The sequence below is a fragment of the Oceanobacillus luteolus genome, from assembly GCF_023715655.1.
In the GTDB taxonomy this organism is placed as follows: domain Bacteria; phylum Bacillota; class Bacilli; order Bacillales; family Amphibacillaceae; genus Oceanobacillus; species Oceanobacillus luteolus.
On sequence record NZ_JAMBON010000027.1, the window covers coordinates 36,987 to 49,309 of the forward strand.

The window sequence follows — 12,323 nt, forward strand, 5'->3', positions numbered from 1 at the left end:
CCTCCCAGGCACACTAATTTCTCAATTTACTGCATGATTAACGGTGGGAGTCCTCCCTCACCAATAAAGTAAGCAAAGACGGTAAAACCTAAAATGAGAATGGAAATAACGATGATCATCAAAGCCAGAACTATATTTTGTCGTGATATTATTGATTTAATTCCTATAATTAAACTTAATAACCCAATCACAGAACTTATCATCGCACCTAATATATTATTCATATTCGCTAACATCGCGCTGAAAAATAATATAAAGAATACTACTTGTAAACTGATTCCAATTCGTAAAGATTGCAACACAATCTTACCTCCTAAATATGTTTCATTCTATCTAAGGGGAAATAATATCCCTTATAATTAAATATGTTAGTGAAACCTATTTTTTCTGCAACTGCAATGGAAGGATTATTATCTTCCATACAATCCCAATATGGAGTAAAGTCATTCTCCAAACAATCTCTTGCAAATACGTGGGCTAACTTTTGCGCCAACTTGTTTCCACGGTATGCCTTCAACGTTTCAATATCAACAGCGTGCACATCATCAATAACAAAACCAGAAAAACAAATACTAATGATATTGTTAGGATTCTTTATGCAATAACCAGTTCCTAGTCTAAAAAATTGTTCCGTTGAAGACCAATACTCTAAAATTTTAGAATGCAGAAGATCAATATTATGAAGGGTATTACTATAATAAAGCTCCTCATCGATCTTTATGACTTCAAATTCTTGTCCTATGACAGGTTCATCCTCAGCGTAAAAATTCTCTTTTTGTAGTGTATAGACTTTTTGGTTCCAGCTTTCCAGTTTCCGATGTGCAAACAGCTTCTCAATAACCACATCCCATTTTTGATGATTGCCCATTGCTTCAAACCACTTCAATCCTACTTTTTCTGCTTCTGCTTGAATCATCGTATCAATAAAATGATTAATTTGGCTATTAAATTCCTCATTTGATTCATTGCCAATAAATAAAAACCCATCATTGTTCCCAAGCCAAACAAGTCCGGCGTCCGGAGAATAGATATTGTCTACAAATATTCGTCCAGGATTAATTCCTTCGACTACAGCTTTCACCTCAATTTGCCCCTGCTGGTTAATTAAATTCTTACATTTATAAAAATCAGTTTGATTCAGCTCAGAAATCATCGAATACCTCATTCCATAACCATAATGAGTTAAACTTTATTTGTTCTATATTCCTCAACGTATTCTTCATAATCCAGAACTTCAATTACACTTGACCAATGCAAAACGGTCCCTACAAAATCACGAATGTCCAAACCTTCCATTTCATATGTAGTTCCGTCATTGACCGTTCCTGTAGCGTCCTCAATAAACGTAACTTTATACCCTCTATCATATGCTGCAATTGCCGTAAACTGGCAACAAAACTCGGTATTGAAACCTGTGATGAAAATATGGTCCACACCAAACTGTTTTAGCTTTTCATCCAGTTCTGTTTGGTAAAATGAGCTTGGTGTCTTCTTTTCTACTACGATTTCTGCATATTTTTTCAAGGAATCATGAATTTCAGAGCCCGCCGAATTTTTGTGGAATGAACTTTTTTCGTCATCGTCCAAATTTCGAATAAAAATAACTTGGTCTCCATTTTCTTTGAAATCTGTAATCATCGTTTCGATCATACCGATTTCTTGGTGAAAGTCTTTAAAGTCAACAATTGTCTTTTGTGCATCAATGACCAATAATGCTCTCATTTTTTTATCTCTCCTATTTCTTCTTTCTATCTTTATATAGATTCAACAAAGAGATGCTTTCTCCTTCTTTGTTTTTAACTCGCTTATCGTATACCATTCATAGATTGCTATCTTAAAAAATCGACAAGCACTTAATAAGCACTTGTCGATTACTTCGTTACTTCTCGTTAACATCGATATCTTCTTCTGCAGGAGCTTCCGGCAGTTCTGGTACATCATCTATCATTGGCGGAGGATCAGGTGGTCCGTGAACATTATTACTTACTCGTATTTCCACAGTATACTTCAATGGTACAAACTCATTGAATTTACTCATTCCGACCACTGTCCCTTTTACTTCAGGGGCCCAGACATATTTAATCATATATTTAATATCTGCACCTTTGGATTGGAATTCTTCAAAGAATATTCTCGGCAGTTCACCCTCTGATTGCCCACGATAATCACCTAAGTATGGCTTCCCTAACGAATAAGTAACAGTAACACGTTTGTCGTCATTATCCGTTAACTTCGTATCTGCAGCAACGGATTGTGAAATCAGTCTTCCGTAAGCAACATCTGCGTGATAAACCTGTTTCACCATCACTTCCAAATCTGGGAAACTAACAGCAGCTTCCTCTGCAGTAAGTCCAGCAAAATTAGGAACAATTGTAGCTTTACCTAGAGATACAACAACTTCCATCTTATCTCTTTTGGCAATTTTCTCTTCTGGAGTTTCACTTTGACTAATGATAAACCCAGCTTCAACCGTATCAGAATCCGCTTCTTCATAGGTCATATCAATTTCATTTGTTTCAGCCCATTTCACAACTTCTTCTTTGGCAACTCCCGTGAAATTAGGTATCGTAATATTCTTTTCAAATACTTCTTCACCTTTAGAATAGTAGACAGCTGCACTATGTTTACGTTGATAGCCTGTTTCGTCAACATCATCATCTCTAATGGTGAGCTTAATGAATTCGCCTTCTTCAACATCATCACTGTACTCCGCTACAATTTGCAGATTTTCTGCTTTGTTCTCTTCAATCCAACTTCGTGCTTCCTCTTGACTCATGACAGAAAAATCAGGCAGCAGAATAACCTCTTCCGGATCCGGTCCTAAACTGCTTGTTAGCTGTAGTGTGTTCCCTTTTCGGATTTTCTCTCCAGCAGGAACACTTTGAGAAATAACTTGATTTGCATCATATTCCTTATTATGTTCTTGTATTAATTCGATTTCTACATCATTTTCATTAGCCCATGCACGTGCTTCAGATACAGGTTGTCCAACAAAATCTTCCACCTTCACATGAACGAGTATGTAGTAAATGAAAAAAATTAACACACAAGCTAGAACAGATCCAGCAATGATCAGCCACAACCGACGACGTTTTTTCCGTTGATAGTCCGGATCAATCTCCACATCTTCTTCGGAGTCACGACGATAGCTGCTTCTAGTAGAAACAGGATTGGACTCAGTAGAACTCTCGGGCTCAGGAACTCTTTCTTCCATTTCCGCAGCAGAAGCTTGCTCTTCCTGCTTCTGCTGCGAATCTATTTGTTCCTGTGTTTCAACTGGTTCATCATTTTTGGATTTCGATTGTTTTTCTTCGTCTTGCTCACTCAACAAATCCTGGTACTTATCTTTATTAAATTTGGATAGAAAATCACTCATAAGCAGTCAGTACACCTTTCCTCAAAAGGAAAGCCTGATCGGATTGCAATGCAATTTCATTGGAGTGCGTAACTACGACGACGCATTTATCGTGTTCATGCGCCAGTCGTTTGAAGATATCAATGATTTCCTGCTCCATTTCTTCATCCAGGTTTCCTGTCGGTTCATCTGCCAGAATCAATTCCACATTCGTCGCAAGCGCACGGGCAATTGCCACCCGTTGTTGCTCTCCCCCCGAGAGCTTATTGACTGGACGGTCTGCTTTACTTTTTACAATCCCAATGTAGTCGAGTAAATTGTACGCCACTGTCTTGGCATCTTCCGGGACATCATTCTCTGTGATCGTCATTGGAATGAGTACATTTTCGACTGCAGTAAAGGTCGGAATCAAGTTATAACTTTGAAAAATAATCCCCACATTATTACGTCGGTACTTTTCATAACCAATCTTCTTAATATCTTCATTGTTGAAAAGAACGGTACCGCTATGTGGTGAATCAAGCGCACTGAGTAAGGAAAGCAGGGTGGTTTTCCCGGAACCGGATTGCCCTAAAATTGTATAGAATTTCCCCTTTTCAAATGAAATGGATGTATCTTTTAATATATAACGACGCTGTTCACCATCTTGGTAAAAGTAATTTAAATCTTTCGCCTCTAATATCATTGTTTCACCTCTCATCACATCAATATTTTCTTAGGATTTAGTCTTAAAATATAAATCAGCGGAATGACTGTTGAAATGAGAATCGTCAACAACCCAATTCCAAAGAATGCTAGAACAAAGCTTGAATTAAGGCTGACCTCATAAGAATCCAAAACATCTTGTGTCGTTAAATGAGTTTGGATGGCCCCGCCATAATACATATAATCATCTTGATACGATTGATCATCTGCATTGATCATCGTTTCTGATACCTGTCCAGCGATGAGATTACCGGTGAATAATGATAATGAAATGGCAATTAACGCAATAACCATTACTTCAATTAAAATTTGTCCAATAACACGGCCACGTTTCTCCCCTAGTGATAAATAGATACCTAATTCACGTTTTCTATCTCTTAGGAATAATAAGACTACTAAACCAATAATAAGCACAGTTGCACCTATAGCCGCATATAAAACGTACCTTGATAAATTGGACATCGACTCTACTGGGCCTGCGATGCTATCATATTGATCGGTAGCGCTATGGACCTTATAGAGATTCGGTAGTAACGGCGCAACTTCTTCCGCAAATGCTTCACTATCTTCAGGATTATTCAGAACATACAATGGTGTATAATATTCGAATGATGCTTCTTCTCCCTCGGCCGCAACCATTTCTGCATATTCTTCGTCCGCTTTCAAATACTCCTCATATTGGTATTTCATTTCATCCACAATAATTGGGTTTGGTACATATACGGTATTTTGGAATTCTATATCCATGAAATCCATCATGCCGCCCATTTCGGAACTACCCTCTGAATCATCTTGCTTAATAGTTTGTGATTCGAATATTCCTATAATCTCTAAGACGACATCCCGTGAAGTGACTAAATTATCTTCTCCCGTTTCTTCATCCCAAGTATAAACCTCGTTTACCAACGTAAAGGTATCCCCAACGTTAAGGTTATTTTTTTCTGCCAATTTATTAGAAATGATAGCTACAGAGGTGCCATTATCGACTTCTTCTTGGGTAAAGACACGACCATCGACTAATTTTGCCTTCTGTTCTTCAATATCAAGAACAGGTGCATAATTAATTCCCTTCAACATAAAGTCCATGCTGGGACCATGGTGTACAACTTCACCCTCCATATCACCTTGGTAACTATCGATACTCTCTGAGCCTAACCAATGCATTATATTAAAGTCATAGTACTTTACATAAGAAAGTTCACCAATCTGTTTCATCAAATCAACACTAAGGTCTTCAATCACAGTATTTTCCCAGTCTGCTTCACTAAGCTTATCCATTTCTTCATAATCAAGCTCTACAGTAGCAGTAGCACCTAGTCTCTCTTTAATGTTTGCTTCCACATTTGTAGTGGCTTGCTGAATTGAAATGGCTCCTGAGATCAAATTCCCCAGAATAAATATTACTGCTAATAAAATTAAAGACTTTCCCTTTTTCCTAGTAATTCCTAGAAATCCCCGCTTAATAAAATTCATTACAAACCCCCTCATTAAAAAAATTCTCTTCTCTTGTAATTTTCTAAAAATTTAACGTATATTTGTATTATATACGAGCGCCCCATGTTATCCAAGCTATTCTTGGATACGATTTCACCTCTTTCACGATTAAATTCTATACTGTATTAATAACTTAATACGACATATACTTGTATTATATTTGTAATAGTGTAGAAATACAACTGTTATTTTTCCTATATCTGGAAGAAGTTTTTATTTGCGATATTTTTTAAATATTTTTGTTCGCACAATTACGAAACAAGACACTCTCAAGTACGTATAAATTATCACTAACACTCATAAAATTTATCTATTAAGATAAAATATTCGAGGTAGTCTATTCAATAGATTGATAATGAATGCTATATCATTTCATCGTTCCATATAGTTGTTTTGACGTTAATATTGATTCTGTCCAATGTAAAATTGGCTTACCCGATTCGGATAAGCCAATTTTTATTCTCTAAAACTATTTTGATAATGCAATCTTTATATGTTCCAAGTGATGTTCTTCATGCCAAGCTAATTTTGCAATTTTTGTTGCAACACTGATTTCCCCATTGTTTTCATGAGTGAAGATACGGCTCAACTCTTCCTCTGTTACACTATTCCCTAAAGCTACAATACGCTCATTGATGCCTTCCAGCATCTTAATCGAACTTTCTACTGGGAGTTCTGTATCTGGTTGAACAGCCCATTTATCCTGAACAAAGTTAGGTACCTTAGGGTTTTCATCTGTCAATGCCAGCTTCAAACGTTGAAACATATTCATCTGGGAGTCGGCAATATGATGAACTAATTGACGGACGTTCCAACTGCCATCGCGGTATGTTTTGCTTAACTGCTCCTCATTTAATGAATCGACCGTTTCTCGCAACCTAGTAGTGTATGTTTCAATTTGCTTCAACCATTCCTGTACATGTTCCAGCGTCACCTGCTCTGGAACTTTCAATTCACCAATCGGAAATTTTACATCCATTTCAATCGATCCCCTCTTCCCTATAATATTTATTTCGCTGTTAATCTCTACTATAGCCAATCTACTTTAGGATTGTAAACTAAATGACATATGACTAGAATCGTTGAAGTAACATCGTGACTTAAACTTGAAGTCTTATTGGCCAAGGAACAAACCAATGGGTGACTTGTTAATGTAACCAATTAAAATAAGTGCTCCCTATTTAAGAAAGCACCCATTTAATAAGATTTAATTTGATATACTTCTATTTACGCCAAATAAATTCCGCAGACCGAAGATGATGAACACAATGATCACTGATAATGATAAAACGAATAAAAAGCTCGTTGTTGGATCGTATTTAAATGCATAAATATATTTATCAATGGTATAGATTTGCCCTGGATCAGTAACATGCGACGGGGTGAACACCAAATGACTTCGCCAACTTGTTTCAAATGGCATATAGGAAGCAGTCCATGAAGTTGCCGAGTAACTATAGACAAATACAAACAGAACGAGAAGAACGCCTAGTAGTTTTTTCATATTATTACTCCCCTTTCCGCATAGGATATTTCCTTTATATGGTAATCATACCGTTATATACTTCTACAAAAAAACTTAATATCCTTCTTGGATTTGCAATCTTTTCGACTATTTAACGCAAATGAATCGATTCTCGTAGAAAGTTTAGAATTGAATACATCCCATCTCCACCTTCTACGGGATATCGGAATGTAATTTCCAGGACATCATCACCAACTTCATAAGCAATAAACCCTTTATCCACTCGATTTTGACTAAAGTACTGCATTTTCCCCGCAAATCCATTTTCCTCTGAGGATACGCTCTCAAGTTCAAACTCTTCATCATATCCTTCTGCTTCAAATCTTTCTTGCAGGTTTGATATAGATTGATCAAGATTGGTGTCTTCGATAATTGCTAAAGTTATCGTATATTCATCATCTATTGAATACTGTATTTCGTTTTCATACACTTCAGGTGCTCCGAATACCTTATCCAATTGATATGCAATTTTATAAGGTTGTATTAGATAGTTGATGACTTCAACTTCTTGGTCCATCCCTTCATTCTTTCTCGTTACAGCTTCCACAGAGCCAGTATGAATCTCCAGGGCCGCCTCATCGGTTTCAACCGAATCATCAGACGTCACTTTTACTTCGGGGTTATGGTTATCTACTATTTGGCTATCTTCGCTGCGAGTTATACTTGCTTCATCATGGTACGTGATACTGTCCGTATAAAAGGTATAACCGAAAAACAATACGATAGCGAGGATTCCGATACTTGAAGCAAATTTTAATACAGCAACTAATCTCATTTTTTTCCTGCTACTATTCATGGAAAATAAAATGCTTTTCTCCAGTTTATTTTTTCTTGATTCTTTCCAAATGATATCTTTATCCAATTGTTTCAATTGACTGTCGAAATAAGAACTATCATTATATTGATTTCTCATGCGGATACCCCTCCTTTAGCAATTCCTTCTCTAAAGCGGGAATTGCTCGATAAAGTGTCGTTTTCACTTTTCCTTCCGACCAATTTAAAATCTCACTTGTTTCTCTAATACTGAATTCTTTTATTTTCCGGAGGATGATGACTTCACGATAGGAGGATTTCAACTTACTTAACGCACGATACAACTGGATTGAACTTTCACGAATTTCTACAATATCATCCGGTGAAGGCACAGAAGTCTTCTTTGCAGTAAATATCTCTTGAAGAATTCTCAATGGCTTTTGTTTTCGTATATAATCTATAGTGAGATTATGTGCAATACTGAATAGCCAAGTTTTAGGTTGTGCCTTATGTTGAAAGGTATGATGATTTTTATAAGCTTTAATAAACGTATCATGGGTCAAGTCTTCCGCCATTTGATAATCATGTATCATCATCAAAATATACTTAAAAATCGACTCACTATATAAATGATACCAATCGGTAATTTCCTCTTTCGTTTGATCCGGCAATTAACTCACCCTTTCATGCACTTGTTTATTGTTTTAGACGTATTAAAAAAGATTAAGTCACATATTTGTTTTCGCCAAACATTATTTCAACAAAAAAGGCGTATCCCCTGCTTCTTTAGAGATACACCGACTAATCCAGATAACAAGCTTCCTATTAATTTTTTATGAATCTACCCATATGTAGATTGCAGTAGTTAGCAATTACAAATCATTACAACATTACCATCCGGATCTTTTATATTAAACCAGGCAGTATTGTCTACCCATTCTATTTCCCTAACAACTTCAATATTCTTAGCTTTTATATACTTATATGCTTCTTCGATTTCTGGGGCGAATAAATTAAATATAGGGTTAGGACTGACATGGTATTTAAATGCAGGATCGAAGGTGTGATCGTCTAACGTTAGAGATGTGGAGCCTGTGATAGGGATATTATAAACAGGTGAAGCTATCTTTTCTAAATCAACATCGAGCCCTAGTAAATCTGAATACCACTTTACTGACTCCTTCAAATTCGTTACATGAACAAACACGCCATTCATTTGGTTTTTGATTGGTATTACTTTCTCCATTTTTTCAAGTCCTCCCTTATAATTCTTCCTCTAGTATCCATTCAACGAAAAGATTGGGATTCCTGCATAAAGTATGTACTTTCCTTAATCTCGCTTATATAATTTTGTATAAAAGTTTTTAATTTTTCATCACTAATGTATTAATCCGCTGTTTTTCTTCCTCTTTATCCAAGTATTCAAAGAAACCTAAACGATTTCCCCATGGATCGGAAAATGTACCCCATTTTACCGGAACTTCTTCTCTTGAATATATTACAAAATCATCGATCTTCAATTCTTTTACAAGTCTCTCTCTTTCACCTTCTATATCTGTCACACCAAGTCGTAAAGGACCACTTGTAATCGCCGGTTTTCCTTCAGCAACCTGCAACCAACAACCAGGGATAATCTCCCATTCAACAAATCCTTCATGGGGTATGAAATCTGGTGTCCGGTTAAGCATAGTCTGATACCATTTACGACCTTCTCTGATATCTTCTACACGAACTTGTATCGTCATTTCAAATACCAATCGAATCCCCTCCATTCATAGCTATTCGTAATAAGACATCTTATTAATAGAATTCCACAAGAAAGGGTGTTTCTCCTCCCTTGAAGGAAAAACACCCTTTTACTTAATCAAAATCCATTTTTAATCATTGAATAGTATTTTAGTTATTTGCCTCAACTTTAGACTTTACATCGTCTTTTGCGGATAATAATTCATCCTTTGCCTCAACTGCGTCATCTTTTACATCGGCTAACTCACCTTTTGCATCTTGGACGGAAGACATTACATCTTTAGACTCTTCCACCACATGTTGAGTTGTATCTTTAATATCTTTTACTTGCGTATCCAAGATTGCCTGTATCTTTTCAATTGCGTCTTTGGAAATCTCTGTTGCATTCTGAATACGCGTGATTATCGCTTCTTTCGTACCATTGGGATCTTCTTTGATTGTTGTTGCATATTTACTTACTGTATTCTTCATATTCTTGGAAGTATCTTTTACCTTCTCTCGCGCATTGCTGTTTAAAAGTACCAATGAAGAAGCTCCTGCAATCACTCCAGCTACGATTAAACCTTTTTTTGCTTTTTTCTGTTTGTTCATTGTCATACTCATGCAGATCTTCCTTCCTCTAATTATTTATTGATATTGTTTAGATTCCCGAGGTCGAACATCTTAAACATTTCCCCGCAAAGATGTGACATTTTTCCTATATGCAAACCATCAAAGAATCAGCTTGGAAATTTATTGTAACTTCTGTGTAACTCATTTTTGTTAGTTTACGCATAATTAAAAACGCTGTATAAGCGTTAAAAAAAAGGAGTGAATAAATGTTTCAAGGGACATCTCGGTTGTTGATTGTGTTGTCTTGTCTCACTGTTTTATGTTTGTTTCTTAAGGTGGATAGCGATCAGGTGGCTGCAGCTAGTTTTGAAGATGGTGAGTATAATGGAAAACCGTACAAACTTTATGTACCCTCAGATTATGATGAAGATGCTGAAATCCCTTTAGTCGTAATGTTACATGGCTGTACCCAGAATGCAGCTGATTTTGCAGCTGGTACCGAAATGAATGCAGTGGCGGAACAAGAGGGGTTTATGGTGCTCTATCCGGAGCAGCCTCGCAGTGGAAACTTTAATTATTGTTGGAATTGGTTCGAACCAGCACATCAAGCAAGGGAATCTGGAGAACCTGCTACGATTGCAGGAATGGTAGGTAAAGTGAAAGACGACTATGTAATTGATGATGACCGTGTCTACGTTACTGGATTGTCTGCAGGTGGTGCCATGTCAGTCATCATGGGGGCAACCTATCCAGATGTATTTACAGCAATTGGAGTAGGTTCAGGACTTGAGTATAAAGCAGCCACAAATCTGATCGAGGCAAATATGGCGATGCAGAACGGTGGTCCAAATCCGGCCATTCAAGGTGAACGGGCATTTGAAGCAATGGGTGAGCATGCTAGAATTGTTCCTGTCATCGTTTTCCACGGTAGTGATGATTGGACCGTCCGCCCTATCAACGGAGATCAAGTCACAGAACAATGGATTGAAACGAATAACTTAATTTACAGTGACAGTGATCACATTAGCAAATCACCATCTGAAACCATTCAACATGACAATCCCAACGGCAAAAACTATACCCAATATCTTTACAAAAATTCAAAAGGTGAATCCATCGTAGAGAAATATATCGTACAAGGCATGGGGCACGCATGGTCTGGTGGAAGTCTACAAGGGAGTCATACAGACCCACAAGGCCCTAGTGCAAGTGAAATAATGTGGAACTTCTTTAAGTCAAAATCAAAAGAGATTATACCAGATGATGATGCACCTTCTACTGTTGCAACTCCACCAGGTGGTAAATATACCACTAGTGTAACTGTAGAATTAAACGCAGACCGAGAAGGAACAACATATTATACGATTGATGGTTCGGAACCAACAACAAACTCTACTGTATATTCCGCACCGATTGTAATTGAAGAATCGACAGAACTTAAGTTTTTCACGATAGCTGTAAACGACAAGAAAGAAAATGTTAAAACAGAGAGTTATGTGATAAATAAAGACGATGACCCTGAAAACGATTTAGAAAGATTAGAAATACAACAAAATGAAAGCGGTTACGTAGGTCGTCTTATTGCTGACGGCTTAAGCAACAAAGAGTTTAGACTCGGCGATAAAGGGATGTATAATACAGACACTTATCGAACTATCCTTTCCTTTGATACATCTGTTTTAGACAATCAAACCATCAACTCTGCGAAATTAATTTTACTCACAAAATCAAGTACCGGAACCATTAATAATATATCGGTTGATGTTAAGAATGGTTATTTTGGTTCCAGTCCAACCCTTGAACGTAACGACTTTTTAGCTAGCGCAACCACAAATTCCATAACAACAATTGAGAATGTCCCTGCAACTAACGTGGAACGAATTGAGATAGAAATACCGTTGGAGAACCTTAATCGAGACGGACTCACACAATTTAGACTTAAAGCACAAACAACTGCCGGATTGAATCGTAATTTACTTGAACTATACAAAGAGGATGACCCGGAGTATACCCCTCACCTTGAAATTGATGTGAGTAACTGATTTGGTTGAAATATCAATTAGAAAGAGGCTGGGACAAAACCCCAGTAAATAGAAAATAGCTTCGCGCTTTTTGCGCGAAGCTATTTTCTATTTATCATAATTTTAGTAAACAAAAAGGACACCTTTTGATAAAATTAAAGTTACCAGACAA

General features: G+C 36.9%; 14 protein-coding genes. 1 reads left to right on the forward strand and 13 read right to left on the reverse strand.

Annotated elements, in window-relative coordinates; all coding sequences use genetic code 11:
- Positions 1-26: 26 nt before the first annotated feature.
- From M3210_RS14165 to M3210_RS14225, 13 genes are all read right to left on the reverse strand, one after another.
- The gene (locus M3210_RS14165; RefSeq protein WP_251515683.1) at positions 27-302 is read right to left on the reverse strand and encodes a hypothetical protein; all 276 of its coding nucleotides are present in this window, start codon (positions 300-302) and stop codon (positions 27-29) included.
- A gap of 11 nt (positions 303-313) precedes the next feature.
- Entirely contained in the window at positions 314-1,153 is an 840-nt protein-coding gene (locus M3210_RS14170) for a GNAT family N-acetyltransferase (RefSeq protein WP_251515685.1), read from the reverse strand.
- 29 nt (positions 1,154-1,182) lie between these two features.
- Complete coding sequence (locus M3210_RS14175; protein ID WP_251515686.1) at positions 1,183-1,722, reverse strand: isochorismatase family protein; 540 nt, start codon at positions 1,720-1,722, stop codon at positions 1,183-1,185.
- A 157-nt stretch (positions 1,723-1,879) separates the two neighbouring features.
- Positions 1,880-3,376 carry a PASTA domain-containing protein gene (locus tag M3210_RS14180; RefSeq protein WP_251515688.1) on the reverse strand — a complete coding sequence of 499 codons (1,497 nt, stop codon included), beginning with the start codon at positions 3,374-3,376 and terminating at the stop codon, positions 1,880-1,882.
- Complete coding sequence (locus M3210_RS14185; protein WP_251515690.1) at positions 3,369-4,040, reverse strand: ABC transporter ATP-binding protein; 672 nt, start codon at positions 4,038-4,040, stop codon at positions 3,369-3,371. Before M3210_RS14185 ends, M3210_RS14180 begins: the two co-directional genes overlap by 8 nt.
- A gap of 14 nt (positions 4,041-4,054) precedes the next feature.
- Complete coding sequence (locus tag M3210_RS14190) at positions 4,055-5,533, reverse strand: ABC transporter permease (RefSeq protein WP_251515692.1); 1,479 nt, start codon at positions 5,531-5,533, stop codon at positions 4,055-4,057.
- Positions 5,534-6,023: 490 nt separating this feature from the next.
- A complete protein-coding gene (locus M3210_RS14195; protein ID WP_251515695.1) occupies positions 6,024-6,533 on the reverse strand; it encodes a YfiT family bacillithiol transferase in 510 nt (169 codons plus the stop codon).
- Between the two features lie 228 nt (positions 6,534-6,761).
- A complete protein-coding gene (locus M3210_RS14200; RefSeq protein WP_251515697.1) occupies positions 6,762-7,058 on the reverse strand; it encodes a DUF4306 domain-containing protein in 297 nt (98 codons plus the stop codon).
- A 112-nt stretch (positions 7,059-7,170) separates the two neighbouring features.
- On the reverse strand, positions 7,171-7,992 hold the full coding sequence (locus M3210_RS14205; RefSeq protein WP_251515699.1) for a hypothetical protein: 822 nt from the start codon (positions 7,990-7,992) through the stop codon (positions 7,171-7,173).
- On the reverse strand, positions 7,976-8,503 hold the full coding sequence (locus M3210_RS14210; RefSeq protein WP_251515701.1) for an RNA polymerase sigma factor: 528 nt from the start codon (positions 8,501-8,503) through the stop codon (positions 7,976-7,978). Before M3210_RS14210 ends, M3210_RS14205 begins: the two co-directional genes overlap by 17 nt.
- 194 nt (positions 8,504-8,697) lie before the next feature.
- The gene (locus M3210_RS14215) at positions 8,698-9,078 is read right to left on the reverse strand and encodes a VOC family protein (RefSeq protein WP_251515703.1); all 381 of its coding nucleotides are present in this window, start codon (positions 9,076-9,078) and stop codon (positions 8,698-8,700) included.
- A 118-nt stretch (positions 9,079-9,196) separates the two neighbouring features.
- Positions 9,197-9,589, reverse strand: coding sequence for a VOC family protein (locus tag M3210_RS14220; protein ID WP_251515705.1), 393 nt, complete (start codon positions 9,587-9,589; stop codon positions 9,197-9,199).
- 139 nt (positions 9,590-9,728) lie between these two features.
- The gene (locus tag M3210_RS14225; RefSeq protein ID WP_251515706.1) at positions 9,729-10,181 is read right to left on the reverse strand and encodes a hypothetical protein; all 453 of its coding nucleotides are present in this window, start codon (positions 10,179-10,181) and stop codon (positions 9,729-9,731) included.
- Between the two features lie 215 nt (positions 10,182-10,396).
- Between M3210_RS14225 and M3210_RS14230 the strand changes: the two genes are divergently transcribed.
- A complete protein-coding gene (locus tag M3210_RS14230; RefSeq protein WP_251515708.1) occupies positions 10,397-12,172 on the forward strand; it encodes an extracellular catalytic domain type 1 short-chain-length polyhydroxyalkanoate depolymerase in 1,776 nt (591 codons plus the stop codon).
- Positions 12,173-12,323 lie beyond the last annotated feature (151 nt).

Bases quoted from the DNA above. Each gene is read 5' to 3' on its own strand.
- M3210_RS14170 (WP_251515685.1), bottom strand. From the start codon at position 1,153: ATGATTTCTGAGCTGAATCAAACTGATTTTTATAAATGTAAGAATTTA.
- M3210_RS14175 (WP_251515686.1), bottom strand. From the start codon at position 1,722: ATGAGAGCATTATTGGTCATTGATGCACAAAAGACAATTGTTGACTTT.
- M3210_RS14180 (WP_251515688.1), bottom strand. From the start codon at position 3,376: ATGAGTGATTTTCTATCCAAATTTAATAAAGATAAGTACCAGGATTTG.
- M3210_RS14185 (WP_251515690.1), bottom strand. From the start codon at position 4,040: ATGATATTAGAGGCGAAAGATTTAAATTACTTTTACCAAGATGGTGAA.
- M3210_RS14190 (WP_251515692.1), bottom strand. From the start codon at position 5,533: ATGAATTTTATTAAGCGGGGATTTCTAGGAATTACTAGGAAAAAGGGA.
- M3210_RS14195 (WP_251515695.1), bottom strand. From the start codon at position 6,533: ATGGATGTAAAATTTCCGATTGGTGAATTGAAAGTTCCAGAGCAGGTG.
- M3210_RS14200 (WP_251515697.1), bottom strand. From the start codon at position 7,058: ATGAAAAAACTACTAGGCGTTCTTCTCGTTCTGTTTGTATTTGTCTAT.
- M3210_RS14205 (WP_251515699.1), bottom strand. From the start codon at position 7,992: ATGAGAAATCAATATAATGATAGTTCTTATTTCGACAGTCAATTGAAA.
- M3210_RS14215 (WP_251515703.1), bottom strand. From the start codon at position 9,078: ATGGAGAAAGTAATACCAATCAAAAACCAAATGAATGGCGTGTTTGTT.
- M3210_RS14225 (WP_251515706.1), bottom strand. From the start codon at position 10,181: ATGAGTATGACAATGAACAAACAGAAAAAAGCAAAAAAAGGTTTAATC.
- M3210_RS14230 (WP_251515708.1), top strand. From the start codon at position 10,397: ATGTTTCAAGGGACATCTCGGTTGTTGATTGTGTTGTCTTGTCTCACT.